Source organism: Rhizobium sp. BK399 (assembly GCF_014194695.1).
Lineage (GTDB): Bacteria > Pseudomonadota > Alphaproteobacteria > Rhizobiales > Rhizobiaceae > Rhizobium.
In genome coordinates, this window is record NZ_JACIAH010000011.1 from 47,422 (window position 1) to 71,996 (window position 24,575).

Annotated in this window: 22 protein-coding genes and 1 tRNA gene; 13 read left to right on the forward strand and 10 right to left on the reverse strand. The window is 59.3% G+C overall.

Annotated elements, in window-relative coordinates; translation table 11 throughout:
* The first annotated feature begins 53 nt into the window (after positions 1–53).
* From secDF to FHT97_RS30980, 7 genes are all read left to right on the forward strand, one after another.
* On the forward strand, positions 54–2,615 hold the full coding sequence (secDF, locus tag FHT97_RS21090; protein ID WP_183864145.1) for a protein translocase subunit SecDF: 2,562 nt from the start codon (positions 54–56) through the stop codon (positions 2,613–2,615).
* Positions 2,616–2,619: 4 nt separating this feature from the next.
* Positions 2,620–3,006 (forward strand): Mth938-like domain-containing protein, encoded by a 387-nt coding sequence (locus FHT97_RS21095; RefSeq protein ID WP_183756983.1) that lies wholly within the window; start codon positions 2,620–2,622, stop codon positions 3,004–3,006.
* Between the two features lie 2 nt (positions 3,007–3,008).
* A complete protein-coding gene (locus tag FHT97_RS21100) occupies positions 3,009–3,860 on the forward strand; it encodes a phytoene/squalene synthase family protein (protein WP_183864146.1) in 852 nt (283 codons plus the stop codon).
* Positions 3,861–3,929: 69 nt separating this feature from the next.
* Entirely contained in the window at positions 3,930–4,397 is a 468-nt protein-coding gene (locus FHT97_RS21105; protein WP_183864147.1) for a hypothetical protein, read from the forward strand.
* A gap of 157 nt (positions 4,398–4,554) precedes the next feature.
* A complete protein-coding gene (locus FHT97_RS21110) occupies positions 4,555–5,214 on the forward strand; it encodes a peroxiredoxin (protein ID WP_114712573.1) in 660 nt (219 codons plus the stop codon).
* Positions 5,215–5,250: 36 nt separating this feature from the next.
* The gene (locus tag FHT97_RS21115; protein ID WP_183864148.1) at positions 5,251–6,288 is read left to right on the forward strand and encodes an MBL fold metallo-hydrolase; all 1,038 of its coding nucleotides are present in this window, start codon (positions 5,251–5,253) and stop codon (positions 6,286–6,288) included.
* Positions 6,289–6,310: 22 nt separating this feature from the next.
* Positions 6,311–6,523 (forward strand): GDCCVxC domain-containing (seleno)protein, encoded by a 213-nt coding sequence (locus tag FHT97_RS30980; protein ID WP_246712711.1) that lies wholly within the window; start codon positions 6,311–6,313, stop codon positions 6,521–6,523.
* 320 nt (positions 6,524–6,843) lie between these two features.
* Here FHT97_RS30980 and trmFO read toward each other — a convergent pair whose 3' ends face one another.
* The 3 genes from trmFO to FHT97_RS21130 all read right to left on the reverse strand — a co-directional run bounded on the left by trmFO (position 6,844) and on the right by FHT97_RS21130 (position 11,050).
* Positions 6,844–8,277 (reverse strand): methylenetetrahydrofolate--tRNA-(uracil(54)-C(5))-methyltransferase (FADH(2)-oxidizing) TrmFO, encoded by a 1,434-nt coding sequence (trmFO, locus tag FHT97_RS21120; protein ID WP_183864149.1) that lies wholly within the window; start codon positions 8,275–8,277, stop codon positions 6,844–6,846.
* A 63-nt stretch (positions 8,278–8,340) separates the two neighbouring features.
* Positions 8,341–10,404 carry a pyridoxamine 5'-phosphate oxidase family protein gene (locus FHT97_RS21125; protein WP_183864150.1) on the reverse strand — a complete coding sequence of 688 codons (2,064 nt, stop codon included), beginning with the start codon at positions 10,402–10,404 and terminating at the stop codon, positions 8,341–8,343.
* Between the two features lie 28 nt (positions 10,405–10,432).
* Positions 10,433–11,050 carry a glutathione S-transferase gene (locus tag FHT97_RS21130; protein ID WP_183864151.1) on the reverse strand — a complete coding sequence of 206 codons (618 nt, stop codon included), beginning with the start codon at positions 11,048–11,050 and terminating at the stop codon, positions 10,433–10,435.
* Between the two features lie 127 nt (positions 11,051–11,177).
* On the opposite strand from FHT97_RS21130, the gene FHT97_RS21135 reads away from it, so the two are divergent.
* The gene (locus tag FHT97_RS21135) at positions 11,178–12,047 is read left to right on the forward strand and encodes a LysR family transcriptional regulator (RefSeq protein ID WP_183864152.1); all 870 of its coding nucleotides are present in this window, start codon (positions 11,178–11,180) and stop codon (positions 12,045–12,047) included.
* Positions 12,048–12,548: 501 nt separating this feature from the next.
* On the opposite strand, the gene FHT97_RS21140 is transcribed toward FHT97_RS21135, so the two are convergent.
* Positions 12,549–12,692, reverse strand: coding sequence for a DUF1127 domain-containing protein (locus FHT97_RS21140; RefSeq protein WP_183757029.1), 144 nt, complete (start codon positions 12,690–12,692; stop codon positions 12,549–12,551).
* 298 nt (positions 12,693–12,990) lie between these two features.
* Entirely contained in the window at positions 12,991–13,137 is a 147-nt protein-coding gene (locus FHT97_RS21145; RefSeq protein ID WP_016553779.1) for a DUF1127 domain-containing protein, read from the reverse strand.
* Positions 13,138–13,996: 859 nt separating this feature from the next.
* On the opposite strand from FHT97_RS21145, the gene FHT97_RS21150 reads away from it, so the two are divergent.
* The 5 genes from FHT97_RS21150 (at position 13,997) to FHT97_RS21170 (ending at position 18,193) form a co-directional block, all read left to right on the forward strand.
* A complete protein-coding gene (locus FHT97_RS21150; RefSeq protein ID WP_183864153.1) occupies positions 13,997–15,100 on the forward strand; it encodes a DUF2157 domain-containing protein in 1,104 nt (367 codons plus the stop codon).
* Positions 15,097–15,684: a GDYXXLXY domain-containing protein gene (locus FHT97_RS21155; protein ID WP_183756973.1), complete on the forward strand. Its 588-nt coding sequence runs from the start codon at positions 15,097–15,099 to the stop codon at positions 15,682–15,684. Before FHT97_RS21150 ends, FHT97_RS21155 begins: the two co-directional genes overlap by 4 nt.
* A 155-nt stretch (positions 15,685–15,839) precedes the next feature.
* Positions 15,840–15,924, forward strand: a tRNA-Leu gene (locus FHT97_RS21160).
* Positions 15,925–16,108: 184 nt separating this feature from the next.
* Complete coding sequence (tig, locus tag FHT97_RS21165; RefSeq protein WP_183864154.1) at positions 16,109–17,590, forward strand: trigger factor; 1,482 nt, start codon at positions 16,109–16,111, stop codon at positions 17,588–17,590.
* Between the two features lie 177 nt (positions 17,591–17,767).
* Positions 17,768–18,193, forward strand: a complete 426-nt coding sequence (locus tag FHT97_RS21170) for a nuclear transport factor 2 family protein (RefSeq protein WP_183864155.1) — start codon at positions 17,768–17,770, stop codon at positions 18,191–18,193.
* A gap of 37 nt (positions 18,194–18,230) precedes the next feature.
* Here FHT97_RS21170 and FHT97_RS21175 read toward each other — a convergent pair whose 3' ends face one another.
* From FHT97_RS21175 to map, 5 genes are all read right to left on the reverse strand, one after another.
* Entirely contained in the window at positions 18,231–20,021 is a 1,791-nt protein-coding gene (locus tag FHT97_RS21175; RefSeq protein ID WP_183864156.1) for a radical SAM protein, read from the reverse strand.
* Between the two features lie 189 nt (positions 20,022–20,210).
* Positions 20,211–21,617, reverse strand: a complete 1,407-nt coding sequence (sthA, locus tag FHT97_RS21180; RefSeq protein ID WP_183864157.1) for a Si-specific NAD(P)(+) transhydrogenase — start codon at positions 21,615–21,617, stop codon at positions 20,211–20,213.
* A gap of 102 nt (positions 21,618–21,719) precedes the next feature.
* Positions 21,720–22,304, reverse strand: coding sequence for a tyrosine-protein phosphatase (locus FHT97_RS21185; RefSeq protein ID WP_183756969.1), 585 nt, complete (start codon positions 22,302–22,304; stop codon positions 21,720–21,722).
* Positions 22,305–22,382: 78 nt separating this feature from the next.
* Positions 22,383–23,204, reverse strand: coding sequence for a DNA repair protein RadC (radC, locus tag FHT97_RS21190; protein WP_183864158.1), 822 nt, complete (start codon positions 23,202–23,204; stop codon positions 22,383–22,385).
* Positions 23,205–23,211: 7 nt separating this feature from the next.
* Positions 23,212–24,048, reverse strand: coding sequence for a type I methionyl aminopeptidase (gene map / locus FHT97_RS21195; RefSeq protein ID WP_183864159.1), 837 nt, complete (start codon positions 24,046–24,048; stop codon positions 23,212–23,214).
* Between the last annotated feature and the right edge of the window lie 527 nt (positions 24,049–24,575).

The window sequence follows — 24,575 nt, forward strand, 5'->3', positions numbered from 1 at the left end:
TGCAAATCCAGCTGTGAACCGGATTGGGCCGGGTCGGAAATAGTCGAGAGAAAATGCATCGTTTTTCCCGCCTGAAGGCCGTTCTGATCCTGGTTCTGGTAGCGGTGGCCGCGGTAATCGCGGCCCCAAATCTGTTATCGAACGCGCAGCGCTCTACGCTGCCTGCATGGCTGGCCGGTAGCCGCGTTGTCCTCGGCCCTGATGTCCAGGGCGGCTCCCATCTGCTTCTCCAGATTGAACGCGCCGATATCGTGAAGGATCGGCTGGAGCGCACGGTAGCGGATGTTCGCGGCAAGTTGCGCGAAGCCAACATTCGCTACACCGGCCTGACTGGCACAGACCAGGATATCACCGTCAAGATTACCGATGTGAGCCAAGTGGATGCTGCCGTCCACGCGTTAGACCCGCTGACAGTGGCGACAAAAAGTGGCTGGTTCGGAGGCTCTGTCCAGAATGTATCCCTGCAGAAGGGCAACGACGGACAACTTTCGTTGCGAATTTCCGACAACAACATCGACGAGGGCACCGTAGCCGCTCAGGCGCAGTCCCTGGCGGTCGTAGAGCGGCGCATCGCCGGCCTTGGGATAACGGATTTTTCCGTTCGCGCCGATGGTAACGACCGTATCGACGTCAAGGCCCTCGGCTCCATCGACGTGGAGCGGCTGAAGAACATTTTGAATGAGCCTGCCCAGCTTTCAGTTCGGCTGATCGATGAAACTATGTCCGGGCAGCAAGCTCTTGCCGGTCGCTGGCCGGCGACATCGGAGGTGCTCTACTCGCTTGACGATCCGCCCGTTCCGTACCTCGTCGATCGAACGGATTTCGTCACGGGCAAGAATCTGGCGGATGTCCAAGCGGTTGCCGATGCGCAAGCGGATGCGGTCGCGATCACCTACAAGCTGGATGCTGAAGGGACCGAGCAGCTCGCACAGAAGACGCGCCAGAACATTGGCCGGCACCTTGCCATACTCTTCGATGATCAGGTCATGGCGGCGCCGCTGATCAATGCACCAATCCTGGATGGGACCGGACGGGTTCCTGTCAGTTTCAGCGAGGATGGAGCTCGCGATCTTGCGCTGATGTTGCGAAGTGGCGCCCTGCCGGCGACATTGACGACCGTGGAAGAGCGCACCGTCAGCCCGGCCCTCGGCGCGGAATCGAAGCGCGCCGGTCTGGTGGCTGGCTTTGTCGCCGCAATCCTTGTTACCGGTTTGATGTTTGCCTTCTATCGCAAGCTGGGCATCATCGCCGGTATTTCGCTGGTCCTGAATCTCCTCCTGATTCTCGCCGTGTTAAGCGTGATCGGCGCAACACTGACGCTGCCCGGCCTCGCAGGCATTGTCTTGATCATAGGCATGGCGGTCGATGCCAATGTGCTCGTCTACGAGCGCATCAGGGAAGAGGCGAAAGCAGGCCATTCCTTCGCGGACGCGATCGATAACGGGTTTTCGCGTGCATTCCTGACGATCCTTGACGCCAATGTCACGATCGTCATTGCGGCAGTCATTCTCTACTACCTCGGCAGCGATACCGTTCGCGGTTTTGCGGTAACGCTCGCGGCGGGGATTCTGACGACTGTCTTTACCACCTTCACGCTGACGCGCTGGATCGTCGTTACCTGGCTTCACCGCAAGCATCCGAGGCACCTGCCCAGGGATGTGCAGACGGGCATCTTCGATCATGCCAAGATCCGGTTCATGGGCATACGGCGCTACACGTTCACGGTGTCGGCGGCACTTTCGATCCTGGCCATGATCGGCTTTGCAACGCTTGGCGCAAATCTTGGGGTGGATTTTGCCGGCGGGTCGTTGGTGGAGGTCAAGGCGAAGCAAGGAAATGCCGATCCGGATGATATTCGCGCCCGTCTCGGTGACCTGAACATTGGGGACATCGAGGCACGCCGCCTATCCGACGCATCGACAGCGCTGGTTCGTATTCAGTCGCAGGGCGGTGGCGAGAATGCCGAACAGTCGGCGATGACGTTGCTACGCGATGAGTTGGCGGACGACTACGAAATCCGTCGGGTCGAGGTCGTCGGCCCTGCCGTGTCCGGAGAGCTGACCAGGGCCGCGACATTCGGCCTCCTTGGTTCGCTTGCCGTCATTTTGTTTTACATCTGGCTCCGCTTCGAATGGCAGTTCGCGGTCGGTGCGATCATCGCGACGCTCCACGATATCATCCTGACGCTTGGCCTCTTCGTGTTGACCGGTATGGAATTCAATCTGACAAGCGTTGCGGCTATCCTGACGATCGTTGGCTATTCGCTCAACGATACGGTCGTGGTCTACGACCGAATGCGCGAGAACCTGAAACGCTATCGCAAGATGCCCATGCCGATCCTGATTGACGCTTCCATCAATCAGACCCTGTCGCGCACGGTTCTGACGGCGGCGACAACATTGCTCGCGCTGCTAGCGCTCTGCCTTTTCGGCGGTGAGGTGATCCGCCCCTTCGCCTTTGTAATGCTATTCGGCGTTGCCATCGGCACCTTTTCCTCCATTTACATAGCCGCGCCCGTGCTGATCGCGTTCAAGCTCCGCCCGGACGCGATCGATAGCGACCAACATGAGAAAGTGGCCGAGCCGGAGACAAACCCCGGCAATCCGGCAGTGTGAGAATATGGCAAGAGGCATAGAAATCCGCGAGGCGCATTTTCCAGGACGTGCGCCCATCGACACTTACGGCAATGGCGGCTTCCGTTTCGCCGATATGTCCCACCGCGGGTCCATCCTGTGCCTGCCATCCGGCATTTATGGCTGGGACATGGATGCGTCGAAGCCACTGTCGATCGAGAATTTTCAAAAGGTGATCGACGAGGCTGCCGAGATCGAGGTACTGTTGATCGGCACCGGAGATGATATGCGCCCGATTCCGGCCGATCTGAAGGCGGCGTTGAAGGCCGCGGGTATTTCATCGGATCCCATGAATACCGGTGCCGCAGTTCGGACCTTCAACATCATGCTGATGGAATCCCGCGCGGTTGCCGCGGCATTGATAGCGGTCTGACAATGGCCGATCAGTCTTTGACGAACCAGGATCTTTGCCTGGCGACGCTCCGCGACAATGACCGCGACCGCTACCTTGCCTGCCTGCTGTCGCCGCAGGAGAAGCGCGGCGCTCTCGCAGCGCTCTACGCCTTCAATGCCGAGCTTGCGCGTATTCGCGATCTGGTGCACGAGCCGCTTCCCGGTGAAGTGCGCATGCAGTACTGGCGGGACCTGTTGGAAGGCAACGCCCACGGGTCCACCCAGGCAAATCCGATTGCCTCAGCCCTATTGACTGCCGTGGATGACCACCGCCTGCCGAAACAGACGCTCGTGAACATGGTCGATGCTCGTATCTTCGATCTCTACGACGATCCGATGGAGACGCGCGTCTCGCTCGAGGGATATGCCGGCGAAACGGCATCGGCTCTCATTCAACTGGCTAGCTTGGTACTTGCACCGACCGAGGCTGCCGCTTCCGCAGAAGCCGCCGGACACGCAGGCGTTGCCCAAGCGATCGCCGGTCTTCTGCTTCTGATGCCGTTGCATCGCCACCGCGGGCAACTCTACGTTCCGCTTGAAATCCTGTCAGCGACAGGACTTGACCGCGAAACATTTCTCGCCGGTGAAGATAGGGCACGGATCTCCGCAGCGATCGAAGCCTTTGCGGGGCTCGGCCGCGACCATCTCGCGAAGGCGAGAAGCGTCGCAATAGCTCCGAACGTGTTTCCGGCCTTCCTGCCAGCTGCTCTGGCAGAGCCGGTCCTCATCACAGCTCAGAAGGCCGGCGCAGGACTGTTCGAACGTCAGCTTCAACAGTCGCAGTTGCGGCGCCAGACACGCATGCTGCTTGCGATGATGCGCAAGAAAATCTGATCCTGTTTAAACTCGCGCAAGGCTCGTGTGTTATAACGACGCCATTGCCGTTTTTGATCGGAGAGGGACGTGAGCATAATCGTCTGGGCCGTTATTTTCGCGATCGTCATCTTCATCGCCTTCATCTCGACGCGGATGGCCGCGCAGAACAAGGAAGATGGCCTTCACGATACCGGGCTCGCCATCATCGAATTCAACCGCGCTTTCCCGAATGAAGCAATCCGCCAGCTGCAGGCGACCGCCAACGGGCAGGCAGTGTTCGTGCGCCTGCATGACAACAAGGCTGGCTACATGCGCAGCATGCAGAGGCACTATTCATGCCACGTCATTGAACCGGGCAGGGTGCGCGTTCTAAGCTCGGAAACCGGCAGAGGTCTCAGCATTGAGTTCCTTGACGCGCCGCATCAGAGCGGTACGTTCGAATTCGCGTCCGCCAGGGAAGCGTCGGAGGTCTCTCTCTGGCTCCTTGGCAACTATGTGGCGGAGCCGGACAAGGCCCTGCCGCCCCATAACTCCACAATCGCAGACCGCCACTAAGGAAGCTGGCGCTGCTATTTCCGTGGATGCTGCGGCGCCTCGCGCGAGGCGTTGCTGCGGCCGTTTTGCCGTTGCCTACGGCCTGAAATAGGCGCAAGATTTAGGCTCATCCGGTAAAGTTTGAGTTTGTATTCAAAAGCGCTATGGGAGGTGCGTGATGCTTGCAATCAATGATACCGCTCCGGATTTCGAAGCCCAGACAACCGAAGGCAAGATCAGTTTTCACGAATGGATGGGCAATTCCTGGGCGGTGCTGTTTTCGCATCCGAAGGACTTTACGCCCGTATGCACGACCGAACTCGGCTATATGGCCCGGATCAAGCCTGAATTCGACAGGCGCGGCGTGAAGATCATCGGCCTATCCGTCGATCCGCTTGAGCGCCATGCCAGTTGGATGAAGGATATCGAGGAAACGCAGGGTTATCGTCCCAACTATCCGATGATCGCCGACGTCGATTACACGGTGTCGAAGCGCTACAACATGCTGCCTGCGCTGGTATCCGGTGATCCAACAGAGCGCACGCCGGCCGATAACCAGACCGTACGCAATATTTTCGTGATCGGCCCTGACAAGAAGATCAAGCTCGTTATGGTCTATCCCATGACAACCGGTCGCAATTTTGATGAGGTGCTGCGGGTCATCGATTCCTTGCAACTCACTGCAAAGCACAAGGTCGCCACGCCGGTGAACTGGAAGAACGGGGAGGACGTGATCATTGCCGGTTCTGTTTCCGACGAGGACGCGAAGAAGCAGTATCCGCAGGGTTGGCGGGCCCCAAAACCCTATATCAGGATCGTGCCGCAGCCGCACGGATAGTCGCTCGCAAACCATGTCGCCACGAAGGAGGTGGGGATGATCTTCCGGCAGCTGTTCGATCCGGTATCGAGCACCTATTCCTATTTGCTGGCAAGTCGGAAGGGGGGCGAGGCACTGATCATCGATCCAGTGCTGGAAAGGGTCGAGCGCTACCTCCAGCTCATCCACGAGCTTGATCTAAAGCTGGTCAAGGCCGTGGATACCCATCTCCATGCCGACCACATCACCGGTCTTGGCGCGCTGCGCGACAAGACCCATTGCATCACCGTGATGGGAGAGCAGACAAAGGCCGATGTCGTCTCGATGCGTCTCTCCGACAATGACACGCTGACGATCGAAGGGCTCTCCCTCGATGTGATCTATACGCCGGGCCATACGGACGATTCCTACAGTTTCGTCCTGCCTGACCGCGTATTCACCGGCGACACGCTGCTGATCCGCGGTACCGGCAGGACTGATTTCCAGAATGGCGATCCCAGGGCTCAGTACGAGTCGATCTTCGGGCGGCTTCTGAAGCTTCCCGAATCGACCTTGGTTTTCCCGGCGCATGACTACAAGGGAGATACAGTCTCCACCATCGGCGAGGAAAGGGCATTCAACCCCCGCCTGCAGGTGAAGTCAGCCGAAGAATATGCCGAGCTGATGAACAATCTGAAGCTTGCAAACCCGAAGATGATGGATGTCGCTGTCCCGGCCAACATAAAGGTCGGAATGAACCAGGACAACGTCATGCGCCACGGCTGGGCGCTGACGGCGCAGCAAGCGCGGGGCGTCGTCGGTCTCGGAGATGTCGCGCTGATCGATCTGCGCGAGAATGCCGAGCGACAGCGAAACGGCACGATTCCCGGGTCGTTGCACGTTCCCTATCCTTCGCTCGAGGAAAGCATAGGTGCCGGTGGGACGCTCCATGAACTGGCAACGTCAACCCGCAAGAGGCTGCTCTTCTATTGTGCCTTTGGTGAACGATCGGCAATGGCAGTGCAGGCAGCCCATGATGCCGGCCTTCCGCTGGCCTTTCATATTCAAGGCGGCATTGACGCCTGGAAGAAGGCCGACGGACCAATCGCGCATTGAGGGCAGCGTGAAGAGGGATACGATGGAACCGCGGTCAATTCTGACATGTCCCATCTGCGGCCACCGGGCGCTGGAGACTATGCCGGTTGACGCGTGCGTCTGTCGCTATGATTGTCGAAGCTGCGGAACAACGCTCACGCCGAAGCAAGGCGATTGCTGCGTCTTTTGCTCATACGGATCCGTTCCCTGTCCACCGGTTCAGGCCTGCAGGACAACCGTTCCGTCATCACGCTAGGTGGAGGATCGCCGCGTAGTGGTCTGGTGAGAGATCCTCCACGTGCGAAAGCCGGCCGCCTCAACGACCGCGCGGACAGAATCGGCTGACATGCGCATTTCGGTTCGCGGTCCGCGTGGGCTGCCAGGGACAACCGTTTCCTCCCGCTGCACCGGATGCTAGCTGGCGATGCAGAACAACTCGCCTCGTCTCAGAACTGCCCTAACGGAATGTGAAAGTCTCGTTTGGTCAGGAACGCCGTGGAACGTATTGGCCATCAAGACAAATCGCCCGGCTCGTCGAAAGACGATAACCTTGAGAATGCTGCTGCCCAGCGCCGATCAGGCACTCTCCGCGAGTTTGACGTCGAGGCCCAACCAGCTCGCACAATCGCCAAGCGCGCGCCTAGCGATCAACTGGCGCTTCATGATGGTCTTGTCCTTGCCGCGGAAACGCTTGACGCCTTCGGGTTTTACGATCGAACCGGGCTCGAGTTCGGGAAAGAGGCCGAAATTGATGTTCATCGGCTGGAACGATCGCTTGCCAGGCTCCTCGTCGTTGACGATGTGGCCACCGGTGATGTGGCCGAGCAGCGAGCCGAGCGCTGTCGTTGCGGGCGGCAGTGAAACGTCCTCTCCCTTGCGCTCGGCTGCGGCGAACCGGCCGGCCATCAACCCGACGCTTGCGCTTTCGACATAGCCTTCGCATCCGGTGATCTGACCGGCGAAGCGCAGTCCTCGGCGCGACTTGAGAGTGAGCGACGGGTCGAGCAGTGTCGGCGAATTAATGTAGGTATTCCGATGGAGGCCGCCGAGGCGGGCAAATTCCGCATTCTGCAGTCCCGGGATCATCCGAAAGATATCAGCCTGGGCGCCGTATTTCAGCTTCGTCTGGAATCCGACCATGTTGTAGAGCGTGCCGAGCGCGTTGTCCTGCCGCAGTTGTACGACCGCATAGGCCTTGACGGTCGGGTTGTGAGCATTGGTCAGGCCCATCGGCTTCATGGGGCCGTGGCGAAGCGTCTCGCGGCCACGCTCGGCCATCACCTCGATCGGAAGGCAGCCATCGAAATAGGGCGTGCCTTCCCATTCCTTGAAGCCGACAGTGTCACCGGCAATCAGGGCGTCGACGAAAGCATTGTATTGCTCTTCGGTCATCGGGCAGTTGATATAGTCCTTGCCGGTGCCTCCGGGGCCGACCTTGTCGTAGCGCGACTGGTACCAGCAGATATCCATGTCGATGCTGTCGCGATGAACGATCGGCGCGATCGCATCGAAGAAGGCGAGCGCGTTGGCACCCGTCTCGGCCTGGATGGCGTTTGCGAGGGCAGGGGCCGTCAGAGGACCGGTCGCAACGATCGCAAGATCCCATTCCTTCGGCGGCAAGCCGGTCACTTCTTCACGAACGACCGTTATCAATGGGTGGTCCTGGATCGCTTTGGTAACGGCGTCCGAGAAACCATCGCGGTCGACGGCCAGTGCGCCACCGGCGGGAACCTGGTGCTTGTCGGCGCATGCCATGATCAGCGACCCCGCCATGCGCATCTCGGCATGGATGACGCCGACCGCATTGCTGGTCGCGTCGTCCGAGCGGAAGGAATTGGAGCAGACGAGCTCGGCCAGGCCGTCGGTCTTGTGAGCGTCGGTGCCGCGCACACCGCGCATCTCGTGCAGGATGACAGGCACGCCGGCATTTGCGATCTGCCAGGCCGCCTCTGAGCCGGCGAGCCCGCCGCCGACCACATGGATGGGAGAATGGGAAGAGGTCTTGTTCATGCGCGGCTGATTACCACGCTGGGCCGGCGCAGGAAACCGAAGAATTGCGAGGGCTCGATGCCCTCATATATCCAACTCCAGCCGGGCGCCTGTGTCGCTCGCCGCGGGCACGGCGCAACAGATCAGCGCTTCGTCATCGGCGACGTCCGCGGTCGGCTCCTTGATATAGGCGACGGAACCTGACAGGATTTTCGTCCTGCAGCTTCCGCAATTGCCGAGGCGACAGCTGAACTCGGGCGCCAAGCCGCGCGCTTCGGCAAGCTCCAGTAACGTGCCCGATCCCGGCTCCCAGCGCGCTTCCTTTCCGGAGTGCATGAAATAGACCGGCTGCGGTTCCTCGGCGGTGCGTGCGGACCACCTCGTGGTCTCGTCCCCCGACCGCTGGAGCGATGCGGGGCCAAACGCTTCCGCATGGATTCGTCCATCGGCAACATTCAATCCGCGCAGGCCATCATAGACTGACTGCATGAAACCTGTTGGACCGCAAAGATAGAAGTCATAATCGTTGAACGGCAACACGCTGGTCAGCAGCGTCATGTCAACGCGCCCCTGCTGTTCGTAGTCTTCGCCGCCGACCGTATCACTCGCATCACTGAGTAGCCGGACCAGCTTGACGACGCCACCGGCCGCGGCGGCGAGGGCATGAAGCTCGGCATCAAAGGCGCGATCCTGTTTGTTGTGAGCCGAATAGATCAGCCAGGTCGGCCGTATCCGCCGCGTACGCAATCCTTCGTAGACGATGTGCCGAAGCATCGCGAGCAGCGGTGTGATGCCAATGCCCGCCGCCAACAGGACGGCTGGGCGTCTCTCCGCGGCGTCGATCGTGAACGCGCCGGCGGGCGCGCGGACATCGATGATGTCGCCTTCTCGGATAACGTCGTGGAGATGCGTCGAAACTAGCCCCTCTCGCTTGACGCTGATGCGATACACGCTGTCGGAGGGAGCAGAGGATATCGTGTAAGTACGAACCAGCGGCGAGCCAGCTCCCGCTATGTTGACGCGAATGGGCAAATGCTGCCCAGCGATATGGGGAACGATCCCGCCCGCATCTGTAGGCTCAAGATAGAATGAGCGCACGCTTGCGCTTTCCCGAACGACGCGGGCAACGCGGAACGGCCGCCAGCCCTTGGCAAGGGCCGTCGCGCGAAGTCGAGCGGCGGCATCATTCCAGCTTCCGGTCATCAGGGAATTGGGTGACTGGCCATCAGCACGCGAACGCCAGCGGAGCGGCAGCGCGCCCGCTCTGTGGACGATCTGACTCGGACGAAAACACCATAGCCGTTCGGCTCCCTGGAAAGCCGCGATTTCAGGTGACTCCAGTATGACCCAAGCTTCACCCGAGAGTTGGAGTAGATCGCCGCTCTCAAAATCCGCGAAGACGAGCCCGGCCCGCGGATTGGCAACGATGTTGCCGAGCGTGTTGAAGAAGAGATTGCCGGCAAAGTCGGGGATTGTCAGAATGCCGTCCTCGCCGATTCTCACGAACCCCGGCCTGCCGCCGCGATGCGAGATGTCGATCTGCCGCTCGCCATCGCGATCGACATAGGATGCAACAAAAAACGTATCCGCCTTCGCAATCATCTCTGCTGGACGGCCGCCGAGACTGTCGAAACGGACTGGGGGTGGCTCGGCCGGCTGCAACGGATCCCGCACGAACTCGAAGTCGCGCAGCTGTATATATTGCGGGCAGTTGCCGTAGGATTGTCCGACGCGCACATCGAAGCGGTTGGGTCCGGTACGGTGGATCGTTCCGTTCAGACGGTTTCGGCGGCGCGTATGGAGCTCGATACCGAGCATGGCGACCGCGTTGCCGTCCTCCATCCCTTCATCGGCCGGGTCGAAAGGCATGCGCTGAAGACCGACACTCAGGGTATGAATGTCGGGGCTGTGCAGGAATCCCGGCCGATTGGCGCGCAACGTCGCCCAGGGGTTGCCTTCCGTGTCCACGCTTCCGAGGGCGATGAAGGGTAGCTGCGGATAGAATTCGCGGTGCTGATCGATCAGGTAATCTCGCAGCACGCGACGGCCCACTTCGTCCATTCGCTTGGCGACGCCGACCTTGTCCTGAAGCGCGACCTCCCCGGCATGCCAGGGAGAAGGCTTGGCGCCGCGTATTTCGACAGACATGGCTGCCTCCTTTCTCGGCTGGTGTGCCTCAAGCCGCTTCGACTATGCCGACGGGCGATTTCTGGAATGGCTCAAAGCCGGGCAGGCCCTCGATCCGCTCGAGCCATGCCGTCACGTTGCGATACGCCGATCGATCGACATTCCCTTCCGGTGCGCGGGCGATATAGCTGTAAAGGGCGACATCGGCGATGGTTGGTCGGCTTGCGGCGATCCATTCACGATCGACCAGCCGGTCATCGATCAACTGCAGAATGCGATGAGCCCGCGCGATCACTTCGCCGCTATCGAATGTCGCGCCGAACAACGTCACGAGCCTTGCCGCACAAGGGCCATAGGCAATCTCGCCGGCGGCAACCGAAAGCCACCGCTGGATCGCCGCCGCGGCTGCAGGCTCCTCCGGAAGCCACCCTTCGGGCGCGTACTTCTTGGCGAGGTAGACGAGGATAGCATTGGAGTCGCTGATAACGACATCGCCATCTTCGAGCACCGGCAACTGGCCGAACGGATTGAGCGCCAGGAACTTGGCGCTCTTGTGCTCCCTGGCAGCAAGGTCAACTTGCACGACCTCGGCGTCGATGCCGATAAGCGACAGGAAGAGGTGAGCGCGATGGGAATGGCCCGAAAGGGGATGCGAATAGAGCTTCATCAGTCTGATCTCCACGTTGCAATAGGCCGGATAGTAATTGTTCCTTGCTCAGTGTTGAATTACGATAACACACAAGAAACTATTTCATTTGGCGGAATAACGGTGGGTGATGGATCGACTTCAATGCATGAGAGTTTTCGTCAAAGTCGCCGAAACGGCGAGCTTTGCGCAGGCAGCTCGCCAGCTCCATATGAGTGCCCCGGCGGTCACGCGCGCAGTCGCCTCTCTCGAGGAGGCCACCGGGGCGCGGCTCTTCGTGCGCTCGACACGCTCCGTAAAGCTGACGCCGTCCGGCAGCCGCTATGCCGATGACTGTCGGCGGATCCTCGGGGACATTGACGAGGCGGAAGCCTCGGCGGGCGGATCTCATGCAACGGCATCGGGGATCCTGACGATCACGGCGCCGGTTCTGTTCGGTCAGATCTATGTCATCCCGATCATGACGGAGTTTCTCAGTCTGCACCCGGCCGTGACAGGGCGTGCACTCTTCTTCGACAGGATGGTCAATCTCGTGGAGGAGGGCATCGACGTTGCCGTCCGCATCGGACACCTGCAAGACTCGGATCAGCAAGCAGTCAGGGTCGGTAGTGTCCGCCGCGTCGTATGCGGCGCGCCCGGCTATTTCGAGCGCCACGGCGAACCGACGACGCCGGCGGACCTTGCCCGGCACGTCACGATCGTCAATACCGGGTCGTCGGCGCCGCTGGAATGGCACTTTGCGCCGGGCCACGCGCCCGTGAAGCTTCACCCACGCATGTATTGCAACACTGTCGGTGCATCGATCGAAGCCGCGGTGACCGGGTGGGGGCTCTCACGGACCCTGTCCTATCAGGTGGCGGAACACCTTGCGGCCGGTCGGTTGAAAACAGTGATCGAGGAGTACGAGGAAGAGCCTTTGCCAATTCACGTCGTTCATGTGGAGGGGAGACATGTCTCGGCGAAGACGCGTGCATTCGTAGATTTTGTGGCTCAGAAGATAAAAGCACTCGGCCTCTGAGCGGGGAGCGGAATGCTGACGTGGGGTTGGACGCCAGCGGTGATGCACATCCAGAAGTTCAAGCCGTTGCTCTGGCCGATGTTTCGTAGCGTTTGGACATGAAGCTTATTCGGTCGAGATTATTCAGCAGATCGACCATGTCGCATGCTTCGCGCCACGTCATCCTAGCCATCGGAACGCCGTTCAGTTCAGCCGGGCGCTGTGTCGTGGCGTCGACGACTGTCCAAAGGCCGTCCTCCATCCGAAGATTATATCGGCACATTCCGCATGTCTCCGTTATGCAACGGCCGGATACTTTCACAATGGTTAATATTAGTCCACCCTAAAGGACGACCGATATCGCGCGTATCAACAGGCTGGCAGAATGTTCATTTCGCATGTTGCGCTTTGATCTCGGAGATCCGGGTCCAACCGAATGGTTGGCGTCTGTATTGGGCAATAAGGCCCCAGAATCAAAAACGGCGCCGTAGCGCCGTCTTGGAAGCTTAGCGCTCGCCGCTATTAGCGGAACGAGCGGGAAGCGATGTTGCGGATGTCGTAGCGGCTAACGCCAATGTCGGCGAGCGTCTGGTTGGAGAGGCTGCCAAGCTCGCTGAGCGTGCGGCGGTAGCTAATCCAGCTCTTTGCAATGCGGATCGGGTTCATGTTCATCTTCCTCAAAGTGACCGTCGAGAGCGGCGCCATCGCCGCCTGATCGTTGATCACTCATATAGATGTTCTCTGTCATATTGTGCAGTGCAAAGAAAAGGCATCTGCTATGCAATTGTGCATGCGATGCTCATTTCGGATGCAGGGTTACTATCTGGGCGCCGCCCCTTGAGAGCCCGATTCCGGCCACAACCATTGCGGAAGCCGGTAGCCAGACAAAAGAAAACGCCCGTTGCCATTGGCAGCGGGCGTCTTGGGTAAGCGATCTGCTTGGGAGGATAGCGGATCGTTTGTATTAGCGGGCAGAAGCCTCGCGAGCAACGCGCTGGATGTCGGAGCGATCGATGCCGAGATCGTGCAATTCGCGGTTGGTCATGCGGCCGAGTTCGGTAACGGTCTGACGATACTTGCGCCAGTTGTTGAAAGAGCGTGTGAAGTTCATTTTGGTCCCCTTTCCTAGGGCTTGCGATTTGCCAGCTGCCGCCGATCGGCGCTGACCTCTATTTGATGAACTGAAATATATGTTGCAGTGCGAAACTTCGCCAGAGACAAGATTTCAGAGCACCTATGCAATAGATGCAGGTCTAGAACCGCTTATTGCATGATTTGGCCACTATCTGGTCAATCAATAGGCAGAATGCCTTGCTGCCGATCGGTTCGGGGCTGTTTTCCGGCCGCTGGGGCGCAGGGCATCCTGTGCCTAACAGGTCTCAGGCAAAGTTCGCTCGGTTCGCTCGTCGCGAGCGACGATTTTTCCGTTTGCTTGCGAGGGCGGGCCTGGTGGTCATATCTGTCGTGCGCGAGCTTCCGCCTGAGCGATTGTCATGGTCCTGCCGCAGATCGCTGGAAACGTTGGGCTTAGGCGGCTGTGCTCCGAAAACAAAACGCCCACCGGGGGAGGATCCGGTGGGCGTCATTAGAGTGACTGACAACTGGGAGGAGGAGTGTTGCCAGTCTATCGGAGGGCGCTGGGAGGAGGAGTGCGCTGCTCCGAATCTCGTTACGAAGATCATCTTCGCAGGCTTCCGGAAATCCGGGCAAGGACGCCATTCCCTGTCTTATGATCAAGCATATAGGATGGCCGATCTCGATTTTGCAGTGCAATATTCTCATGCTGCCCATGCATCAAGTGCATGGCTGCGAGTATGGAGCATATATTAGCGATTTGACGTTATCGATCGGTTAAGGCGCGCGCCTAATTTGTACAATGAGGAATTCATATGGGAATATTTCCCTCCTGCTCAATCAACGGCTATAAAGTAAGGAGAAAGCGCGTCATTGCGTGTTTGGTGGAGTAGGGCATGTACCGCGGTCGACTGGAGCGAGATCTTTCAGTTTGGGTGGAAAAAGGGCTTTTGCCGGAAGCGACCGCAGGAGCGCTGTTGGGGGAATATGATGCCCGTCCGGCAAGCTTCAGCCTCGGCAAGGTGTTGATGATCCTTGCCGCAATCCTGCTCGGCGCGGCGATCCTGCTTGTCGTGGCTTCGAACTGGGACGCCATCCCGCGCCTCGTGCGCCTGGTAGTCATCGTTGCGGTTATCTGGACCGTGCATCTCGGCGCGGCCGCCATGTTGAGGCGTGGTGCGATCGCGGCGGCAAGCGGGTTGCTGGTGATTGGCACCCTATCCTTCGGCGGGGCGATTTCGCTGGTCGGGCAGATGTATCATCTGTCGGGCGACGAGTTGACGGTGATGTATCTCTGGTTCGTCATTGCCGTGGTTTCGGCGATTCTGTTCCGTTCGGGCGTCGTCGCTGCGGTGGCGGGGTTTTTGTCGTGGGGCAGCTTTGCCGCCTATCTCGACACCTACGATACCCGGTGGGTCGGTCTTGATCCTTGGGTCGTGCCGTTGATGGCGGTGGTTGTCATTGGCCTTGTGCGCTTCACCGGTGCAGGCCGCGTGCGGCATCTGGCATATCTGCTGCTTGTCGGCTGGCTGACTTGGATCTATGCGGTCAACGAAAATTTCTGGCTTGCGCTCGTCTATTTTGTTGCCGGCATGCTGGCTTTCGTGGTCGTCAGCCTGCCGCTGCCGCGTCTTTCTGCACTCGTCAGAAGCGCCGGTTCCGCGCCCGCGTTCTACGCGTTCCTCGTGGCAGTGATTGGCTTGTTCTTCCTGCACGTCGAACTCGAGCATGGCTGGCAGTTCGTAACATTGGCGGTGGTGACGCTCGGCGCCGCGATTCTTGCGATCGGGCTCCAGGGCCGCGACAACGGCGCGGTGCGCTATCTGGGTTACACCATGTTTGCGGTGGAGATGCTCTATCTTGCGTCGGTGACGGTCGGATCGATTCTCGGTACATCCAGCCTCTTCTTGTTCTCGGGGCTTTTCGTTGCTGTCGTGGCATGGATCGTCATTCGGCTTGAGCGGCGATTTGCATCGAGAACGCAGGGGGCAAGCGTATGAGCGTCTTTTCAATGCAAGGCTCAGGGCGCCGCTACATTGTCGCCGCAGTCATTGTTGCCGCTCTGCAGACGGCGGTGCTGGGGTACGTCATTGAGAGTCGTGCTTCGATTTTGCGTAGCGGCGCCGATATTCTTCTAAAGACTGCGCCGGTCGATCCGCGCGACTTTCTGCGCGGCGACTACGTGGTGCTGAACTACGACATATCCTCGGTCCCGGTCGCCTCGATCATTGGTGGTGTGCCGCAGGATCAGGGTAGCAAGAGCCTCTGGGTGCGCTTGAAGCCTGGTGAAGGGGGCTTCTGGGGCATTGTCGAATCATCGTTCGCGCCTTTGCCGGAGCAGGCGGGGACTGTCGTTTTGCACACCAGACCTTTCTACAGCTACGGTCCCAGTTCCGCCGATCATCTTCGCGTTGAGTACGGGATCGAACGCTACTACGTTCCCGAAGGGCAGGGGACGGCCCTCGAGCGGGCTCGCCAAGATGGTGATGTATCCATTGCCGTTCGTGTGGCGTCCGACGGAACGCCGCAGATCCGCAGCCTGCTTGTCGACGGCAAGCCCGCTTACGACGAGCCTCTTTATTGAATAGAGGCCAAATGGGTGTGGAGGCCTGCTCGTGCGGGCAAAAACACTGTCATTTGCTCTTCATTTTTCCTTTGCCTCTCCCAAATCGGGTGATATAGAGACGCCGCGCTCCGGAAGGCCTCATGTGCAGGCATATGCATGCGGTTTTTGAGAACGCGGGTATGGTGAAATTGGTAGACACGCCAGATTTAGGTTCTGGTGCCGCAAGGCGTGGGAGTTCAAGTCTCTCTACCCGCACCAAAAGCTGGCTTGCAGGCGGGGGGACCGAAACCGGTGTCCCTCGATACCCGGAAGCAAGCGCCGTTCCGCCTTGGGTGGAATGAATAAGAATTGAGAACAAGCCACGCTCGGCAACTTTCCGGCGTCGTGCTCATCGAAACGAACGGCGTCTGGGCACGGCCGCCACGAAATGAGGTAGGAAGACATGCAGGTTATCGAAACGCTCGCTGAAGGGCTGAAGCGCGAAATCAAGGTCGTAATCCCGGCCAAGGACATGGAAGTCAAGATGAACGAGCGTCTTGCCGACGTGAAGGACAAGGTCCGCATCAACGGCTTCCGTCCGGGCAAGGTTCCGGCCGCTCACCTCAAGAAGGTCTACGGTAAGTCGATCATGGCCGACCTCGTCAACGAGATCGTTCGCGAACAGCCGACTGCCATCTTGGCGGAGCGCGGCGAAAAGTCCGCGACGCAGCCTGAAATCGCGATGACGGAAGACAAGGACGAAGCAGAACTGATCCTGGCTGCGCAGAAGGATTTCGAGTTCACGCTTTCCTATGAAGTTCTGCCGCCGATCGAGCTGAAGTCCGTCAAGGGCGTCAAGATCACCCGCGAAGTCGTTGATATCTCCGACGAGGAAGTCAACGAGCAGGTTCTCAAGGTTGCCGAAAGCGCCCGTTCTTACGAAACCAAGAAGGGCAAGGCTGCCGACGGCGACCGCATCACCATGGACTACCTCGGCAAGGTCGACGGTGTTGCCTTCGAAGGCGGCACCGATCAGGGCGCCGAACTGGTTCTCGGCTCCGGCCGTTTCATCCCGGGCTTCGAAGACCAGCTGGTCGGCACGAAGGCTGGTGACGAGAAGACTATCACCGTCACGTTCCCGGCTGACTACCCGGCCAAGAACCTGGCTGGCCAGGAAGCAACCTTCGACGTCACCGTCAAGGATGTTGCAGCTCCGGCCGACGTTGAAATCAACGACGAACTGGCAAAGAAGCTCGGCCTTGAGTCTGCTGACCGCCTGAAGGAAATCGTCCGCGGCCAGATCGAATCGCAGTACGGGTCGATGACCCGCCAGAAGGTCAAGCGCCAGATCCTCGACCAGCTGGACGAGATGTATAAGTTCGAGACGCCTGCCTCGCTCGTCGAAGCAGAATACAACGGCATCTGGAACCAGGTCGCCAACGACCTCGCTCAGTCCGGCAAGACCTTCGAAGACGAAGACACGACCGAAGAGAAGGCTCGCGAAGAATATAAGAAGCTTGCTGAACGCCGCGTTCGCCTCGGCCTCGTTCTCTCCGAAATCGGCGAAAAGGCCGGCGTTGAAGTGAGCGAAGACGAAATGCAGCGCGCCATCTACGAGCAGCTGCGTCAGTATCCGGGCCAGGAAAAGCAGATCCTCGACTTCTTCCGTAGCCAGCCGGGTGCAGCCGCCTCTATCCGCGCACCGATCTTCGAAGAAAAGGTCATCGACCACCTGCTGACCGAGATCGACGTTACGGACAAGAAGGTCACCAAGGAAGAGCTTCTCGCCGACGAAGAAGGCGAAGGCTCGGAGAAGGAAACCAAGAAGGCTGCTCCGAAGAAGAAGGCAGCTGCCAAGGCTGAGGCTTCCGAAGGCGAAGAAGCCGCCGCTCCGAAGAAGAAGGCCGCTCCGAAGAAGAAGGCTTCCGAGGACAGCGCCGAGTAATCTTCGGCCAAATGAACTTACAGAAAGCCCCGCCTTGTGCGGGGCTTTTTTATTCTCCAGGCCGCATGTTGCTTTCAGGTCACCGCTTATCCGGTCTGCGCTTGAGGCGCACCATCTGGTTGCATTTTAGAATGTTCGGATGCAAGCTGCGTATTGCTGGCAGGGGAGGGATTGACGATGACTTCCGGCGCAGACTTGAAAGACCTGACAAGGCAGATTTTCGAGGCGCGACATCAGGGGGACCTTGATGTCCTTATGTCATTCCTCGGTGACAACTGCATTTTCCGCGCGGCCGGAAGTCGGTATTTGGCGCCGCTCACCGAGCCGGTTGTCGGCAGTGCTGCACTTCGCGCGACGATGCGGCATTTCATCGACACTTGGGATATGACGGCGCTTGAGATCCTCGACATCCATGTCGATGGCAATGTGGCGCTGGTCCATCGTAGGGGGCAGATGCCGCACGGTACTACCAAGTTCGATACCGAGGTCATGGACAAGATGACCTTCGAGAACGGCAAGGTGATTGAGTGCGTAGAGTTCCTTGACACGCTTCAAGCTGCGTCGCTACTCAACATAGCAACGATCTCCGCGGCACAGATATAACCGTCCGTTCTTGGGCTGTCGACGGTGGCGCTCGGCCTCAGACGGCCGGGCGCACCTTGTGGGCGTGGGTTAATTCCGCGACCTTGTGAATGTGGGAGACCGCAGCTCGCCCGCCCGCTGTCTTCGTGAAGAGTTCAAGCGTCTCATCCTCATGGTCACCGACCGGTGTCAGTGCTTGGTCCATATAGGTCTTCGACTTTTTGTCTCGTGCGATGAAGAAGGCGCTGACTGCAAGCTTGGCAATGGTTGCACCTAGCGACAGGTGCTTGGTGACCGTTTCCCAGACGAAGCGCGGCCAAAAGATTACAGCGCTTTCGCGTGGCAGATCGGGCCGCCGTTCCGAGGGATGCTTGAGCCGTAGAAGGCCGCTCTGCAATGGATGCACGTTTTCCAATGGTACAGTCGTGGCGAACGACACAAGGACCTTTACGAGACTGGCGAGCGGCACACCCGTGGCAACGGCCCGGCGCAGCAGCGTCTTCATGTGCTCTGGCGAATAGTAGAGCGACCAGGCCTCCTGGTAGATGTCTTCCCATTCCTGCTTGGTCATCTTCGGATGCGCCGTGCAGACGTGCTCGACGTCATAAATATTGAGGTCGGCGTCCATCTCGACGCCCTTCTTCCATAGAGTCTGGTGGTCTTCGGAGCCCGGCAGTGGCGTCAGCACGAAGAATTCGATGACATCAAGCGGCAGTTCGTGCTGGATGATCGCGATGTCGCGTCGAATCGTCTCTGGCGTGTCTGCCGGGAAGCCAAGAATGTATCCGGCTAATGTCATGATGCCTTGCGCCTTCCAGGCAAGCAACATTTTCCGGTACTCAGTGATTTTGTTCTGGTTCTTCTTGGCCGCGGTCAGGTTATCAGGGTTTACATTTTCAAGCCCGATGAAGACGCGCGTAACGCCGGCGCGCTTGGATTTTTCGATGAAGTTGGGGATCTTGTGGCAGAGGGTGTCAACCTGGATCATCAATCCAAGTGGAATGCCGTCCTTCTCCCGGAGCTCGATCAAGCGATCGAAGATTGCCTCCCAATCTCTGTTGCGGGCGAAATTATCGTCGGTGATGAAGAACTTGTGGATGCCTTGCGCCCAGTTCATCCGCACCAGTTTTTCGACATCGTCGGCCGAGCGGAAGCGTGATTTGCGGCCTTGCACATTGATGATGGTGCAGAAAGAGCATTGGTAGGGGCAGCCGCGTCCGGCGTCGAAGCTGGTGCTGAGGCCGAGCGTCTGCGCCACATTGGTTTTCGGCAGGAAGGGAACGGCCGCACCTTCGATGCTCGGCAGGTCGTTCATGAAATTGTAGAGTGGCTCAAGCTGGCCGCTGGCCGCATCCTGCAGCACGCGTTCCAGGCGTCCTTCAGCCTCTCCGGCAAACATCGAGATACCCATCTCGCGACAGGCATCGAGGCCGACGGCCTTGCCGTCGAGCATGGCGAGGCACCCCGACACGTGAAAGCCGCCCATCGAAACCGGAACTCCGGCCTTGCGGAAAGGGCGCGCGATGTCCAGCGCCCGGGGATACTGGTTCGACTGAACACCGACCAGCGCAACCATCCCGAAATTGTCGTGTTGAGCGAGTCGTTTCAGCAGCGCCGGAGTGTCGACCCGCGTGTTGGTCTCGTCGATGACCGTGATCTCGATCTTGACCCCTGGCCCCAGCACCTCGCGTTCTGCGCAGTCGGAGGCGATCCCGTAAATCGCGGCCAGGGAATTGGAGGGGATCATCGCCCGCCACCACCGGATCACATAGCCGTCGTCGTCGTAATGCGACGGCTTGATCAGGATGAGCTGGAAATTCCGTTCGGCAGTCTTTGGCAGATCTTGCACGGTCACTCGCTGGTAAGAGAAATCCCCGAAAATGGACGCTACCAGACGCGGTGGATTATACAAGGGAAGGTTTTACGGGGACTATCTGACACAAATAAGTCAGGCCGAACGGATTTTTATACGCTACTATCATTCTGTTTTTATTTGATAAATCGCCAAAGATTTGCGGTAGAGCTTGATGGCTAGCTGTCAAAGCTCCGATTTGATGTCGCCCATCCGGTTCCATGCATCAAGACCGGCGATCTTGTAGGCTTCGGCGAGAGTCGGATAGTTGAACGTATTTTCCACAAAATACTCAACCGTGCCCTTGAGGTTTAGCACGGCCTGGCCGATGTGCACCAGCTCGGTCGCCCCTTCGCCGACGATGTGCACGCCAAGCAGCCGGCGCGTCTTCAGCGAAAAGATGAGCTTCAGAAGCCCCGTATCGAGGCCCATGATATGACCGCGCGACGTCTCGCGGAAGCGCGCAATGCCGCATTCATAGGGAATGCCGCGCTCCTTCATTTCTTCCTCGGTCAAGCCGCAGGTGGAAATCTCAGGCACGGCGTAGATGCCGTAAGGGAAGTATTTTGGCGGCTCCTTTGCGACCGCGCCGATCGCAACGCGGGCGGCGATGCGACCCTGTTCCATCGATGTGGACGCGAGGCTCGGGAAGCCGACGACATCGCCTGCGGCATAGATGTTCGGTACCGAAGTCTGGAAGGTTTCCGGATTGACCTTAAGGCGACCGCGGCTGTCGGCTTCCAGCCCGGCAGCCGGTAGATTGAGTGTGTCGGTCGCCCCCAGACGTCCGGCAGCAAACAGAACCATGTCAGTCACCAAGTGGCGACCATTGTCGAGCTTTAGTTCTACCTTGCCGTTGTCCAGGCGCGTTACCTTGTCGGCTTTGGTGCCGAGCAGGATCTTCATGTTGCGATCGCGCAGCTGATAGGTGAAGTCTTCGACGATTTCCCGGTCGATGAAGTCGAGCATCGTCGTTTTGGGATCGATGACTGTGACCGCGGTATCCAGGGCGCTGAAGATCGTGGCATATTCAATGCCGATGACGCCGGCGCCGATGACAGCCATCGAGCGCGGCAGCTCTCCGATATCGAGCAGTTCGTCGCTGTCGAGTACCGTCTTGTTGTCGAACGGGATGTAGTCCGGGCGGAACGGTTTCGTGCCGACCGCAAGCAGGACACTAGCCCCGGTGACCTTGACGACCTCGCCGTCGTCCTTGACGATTTCGAGCGTCGACGCGTCGACAAAGCTTGCTTTGCCCCTGATATGCTGCACGCGGTTTCGGGCGAACTGGTGCTCCAACACCTCGACTTCGTGATCAAGGGTGATCAGCAGGCGCCGCCGAAGGTCATCGGCGCTGATTTCCTCCTTCACCCGGTAGGATCGGCCGTAGAAACCCCGCTCGCGCCAACCTGAGAGATTGAGCGCCGTTTCGCGCAGCGTCTTTGAGGGGATGGTGCCAGTATGCACCGAAACGCCGCCAACACGCTTGCCCTGCTCGATGACCAGTACCTTCTTGCCGAGCTTGGCGGCCTGGATAGCGCCGCGGCGGCCTGCCGGACCGCTACCGACAACAACGAGATCGTACTGGAACATTCACCTGGCCCCGATTGCTAAGCTGGAATCATTTTTGCGACGCAGTATGTCGCGCGTCCACGGGTAGCAGGTCAATGTTGCAGAATATTTTATGAGCGAATATCAGGATTCACTGAAGCCAAGCAGGGGTTCTAGCTTCTCGAAGGTGCGATCCATCGCGAAAGCGCGGCTGATCGGAAGCGGAATATGGCCATAGAGAATCGACATCTGTCCCTCCGCCACGTGTTCGTTCGTCTTGCTGATTGCCGCAAGGTACAGGGCTGCTGCAAGCCCGGTGCGATCGGAACCGGACAGGCAATGGATCAACAAGGGTTTCGGAGCGTCCTTCATGACCTGGATCAATTCCTTCGCCTGCTCCGGAGTAAGCTCCCTGTAAGCGGACATTGGAAAATCGATGTGCTCGATACCGAGCGACTTCGCTTGTGCGACTTCGGCTTGCCACACGGGGGTATTGACGCCGCCACGCAGGCTGATGATCGTCTTGATCCCGTAGCGCTTCTCGAACTCCGCGATGGCCCGCGGGGAGGGCTGCGACGAGCGGTAGACCTCGCCGGCGACTACGCTATGAAAATTGTCGGTCGCGAACAGGTAGACGGCGTAGCCGCCGATCGTGAGCGTGAGGAGCGCAAGACATTGTACTGCAAGTCTCCAGGACCGTGGAAATTGGCGGGGGGCGATCGTGGTCATGGAGGTCTCGAAGCAGGACGGTTGCAGCGTCCTCGCTTTGCCACCCAAACCTGACTGGCACCTGAAGCGGCCCGGGCCCTAAATCAGACGCAGGCCCTTGAGGCTCGCATGGCCATCCTTGCCGATGATGATGTGATCGTGGACCGTGATCCCGAGCGGCTTTGCCGTGTCGACAATCATCTTCGTCATGTCGATATCGGCGCGCGACGGCGTAGGATCCCCGGAAGGATGGTTGTGGACCAAGATCAAGGCGGTGGCGGAAAGCTCGAGCGCCCGCCGCACGACTTCGCGCGGATAAACCGGCGTATGATCGACGGTCCCGCGTCCCTGGACCTCGTCGGCGATCAATGCATTGCGCTTGTCGAGAAACAGAATGCGGAACTGCTCGCGTGTTTCATGTGCCATCGCCGCGTGGCAGTACTGGATGACCGACGACCAGGACGAGAGCACCTGCTTGCCGCGAAGTTCGCTCTTCAGGGTTCGCTGCGCCACAGTCGACATCAGTTTCAGATCGAGTGCCACGGCCTCGCCGATGCCTTTTACCTCCTGCAGCAGAGGCAGAGGTGCGCCGAAGACGGCCGCGAGCGAACCGAAGCGCTCGAGCAGCGCCTTGGCGATCGGCTTGGTGTCGCGCCGCGGGATTAGTCTGAACAGCAGCAGTTCGAGCAGCTCATAGTCGGCAAGTGCGGTATCGCCATTCTCGCGAAAGCGGTCGCGCAACCGCTCCCGATGTCCGTGGTAGTGCTCTTCCTTGCCGACCGGCGCAGGGAGGTTGGCCTGTTTCGCCAGCGAGGTCGGCTTGGCGGCCTGCTCCGCAAAGAAAGAGCGTTCATCGCTTCCGTCGCTGGTGGCGAAGGGCAGTTCGGCGTCGTTGGAGTGCGAAACAGGACCCTTCGTCATCAAGCGCTCATCGGTTCAAGGGCGGAAGTCCGGGGCGGTCAAGGCCGCCGGGAGAAAGCGTGAAGATCTCGCAGCCATCGGCGGTTACGCCGACCGTGTGTTCGTATTGCGCGGAAAGCGAGCGATCGCGCGTGACGGCGGTCCAGCCGTCGGCCAGCACTTTCACATGCGGACGACCGAGGTTGATCATCGGCTCGATGGTGAAGATCATGCCCTCACGCAGCTCCGGTCCCTCGCTGGCGCGCCCGTAGTGTAGAATGTTCGGGGAGTCGTGGAAGAGGGCGCCTACACCATGGCCGCAGAAATCGCGCACGACGGAACAGCGTTCGGCTTCGGCGTACGTTTGAATGGCTTCCCCAATCGCACCGGTGCGAGCGCCAGGGCGAACGGCCGCGATGCCGCGCAGCAGGGATTCGTAAGTCACTTCAAGAAGCCGCTCTGCGGCGCGTTTGATGGTACCGACCGGATACATCCGGCTTGAATCGCCGTGCCAGCCATCGACCACATAGGTGACGTCGATATTGACGATATCGCCCTCGCGCAGCGGCTTGGCATCCGGAATACCGTGGCAGACGACATGGTTGATCGAGGTGCAGGTCGATTTCGTGTAACCGCGATAGTTGAGGGTCGCCGGAATAGCACCGTTGTCCATGCCGAACTCGAAGACGAAACGGTCAATTGCATCGGTCGCCAAGCCGGGCTTTACGACAGCGGCCAGCTCATCCAGGCAGCGCGCCGTGAGGCGGCAAGCCTTGCGCATTCCCTCGAAAGCTTCGGAATCGTAGAGCCTGATTGCGCCCGTATTCTTCGACGGTGCGGAAGAGGCTTCGATATAATTCACCATTGCAGGCCCTTAGCGATTGTCATTCTGGTACATAATGCAGCTATGCCGGGTTCGTCCATCGCGATCAATGGGTGGAACATTATTTCTGGCTGCGCGGTCGCTTTGAACCTGCGCTCCGGCCTTTCAACCGACCGCAGCACTAACCTACACGCGATCCTTTCGGCCCGTGGCTTGATCCTGCATGTCACTCGGACGGGGCGCTGGAAATTGCCTCGCTGGAGTAAAAACAATATGGCGCTTCCCAGCGCCCCGTTCGGCGGTTTGTGCCCGCAACTCCGGTCCCTCTGCAGCCTTGCCGGAGGAAGCCCAAGCTTCTTCAGGGGGCCATGTGTGCCACACAGGCACGTCCGAGGCTCAACTCGGCGCCGCATTCGCGCGGACGCCGCCGTCCCCGGAGGGAGACCATTTTCTGCGGACCCCTGATGCGGAAGCTCACGTCCTTCTTCCACATCCGGCGCCGTTCCCGCCCCGCCGCAACGCCTTGCGGTGTATCCGCGGCGGGACGAGGGGATGATGGCATAGCCGAT

Coding starts and splice junctions, on each gene's coding strand:
- secDF (WP_183864145.1), top strand. CDS start 54: ATGCATCGTTTTTCCCGCCTGAAGGCCGTTCTGATCCTGGTTCTGGTA.
- FHT97_RS21095 (WP_183756983.1), top strand. CDS start 2,620: ATGGCAAGAGGCATAGAAATCCGCGAGGCGCATTTTCCAGGACGTGCG.
- FHT97_RS21100 (WP_183864146.1), top strand. CDS start 3,009: ATGGCCGATCAGTCTTTGACGAACCAGGATCTTTGCCTGGCGACGCTC.
- FHT97_RS21110 (WP_114712573.1), top strand. CDS start 4,555: ATGCTTGCAATCAATGATACCGCTCCGGATTTCGAAGCCCAGACAACC.
- FHT97_RS21115 (WP_183864148.1), top strand. CDS start 5,251: ATGATCTTCCGGCAGCTGTTCGATCCGGTATCGAGCACCTATTCCTAT.
- FHT97_RS30980 (WP_246712711.1), top strand. CDS start 6,311: ATGGAACCGCGGTCAATTCTGACATGTCCCATCTGCGGCCACCGGGCG.
- trmFO (WP_183864149.1), bottom strand. CDS start 8,277: ATGAACAAGACCTCTTCCCATTCTCCCATCCATGTGGTCGGCGGCGGG.
- FHT97_RS21125 (WP_183864150.1), bottom strand. CDS start 10,404: ATGTCTGTCGAAATACGCGGCGCCAAGCCTTCTCCCTGGCATGCCGGG.
- FHT97_RS21130 (WP_183864151.1), bottom strand. CDS start 11,050: ATGAAGCTCTATTCGCATCCCCTTTCGGGCCATTCCCATCGCGCTCAC.
- FHT97_RS21135 (WP_183864152.1), top strand. CDS start 11,178: ATGAGAGTTTTCGTCAAAGTCGCCGAAACGGCGAGCTTTGCGCAGGCA.
- FHT97_RS21140 (WP_183757029.1), bottom strand. CDS start 12,692: ATGAACCCGATCCGCATTGCAAAGAGCTGGATTAGCTACCGCCGCACG.
- FHT97_RS21145 (WP_016553779.1), bottom strand. CDS start 13,137: ATGAACTTCACACGCTCTTTCAACAACTGGCGCAAGTATCGTCAGACC.
- FHT97_RS21150 (WP_183864153.1), top strand. CDS start 13,997: ATGTACCGCGGTCGACTGGAGCGAGATCTTTCAGTTTGGGTGGAAAAA.
- FHT97_RS21155 (WP_183756973.1), top strand. CDS start 15,097: ATGAGCGTCTTTTCAATGCAAGGCTCAGGGCGCCGCTACATTGTCGCC.
- tig (WP_183864154.1), top strand. CDS start 16,109: ATGCAGGTTATCGAAACGCTCGCTGAAGGGCTGAAGCGCGAAATCAAG.
- FHT97_RS21170 (WP_183864155.1), top strand. CDS start 17,768: ATGACTTCCGGCGCAGACTTGAAAGACCTGACAAGGCAGATTTTCGAG.
- sthA (WP_183864157.1), bottom strand. CDS start 21,617: ATGTTCCAGTACGATCTCGTTGTTGTCGGTAGCGGTCCGGCAGGCCGC.
- FHT97_RS21185 (WP_183756969.1), bottom strand. CDS start 22,304: ATGACCACGATCGCCCCCCGCCAATTTCCACGGTCCTGGAGACTTGCA.
- radC (WP_183864158.1), bottom strand. CDS start 23,204: ATGACGAAGGGTCCTGTTTCGCACTCCAACGACGCCGAACTGCCCTTC.
- map (WP_183864159.1), bottom strand. CDS start 24,048: ATGGTGAATTATATCGAAGCCTCTTCCGCACCGTCGAAGAATACGGGC.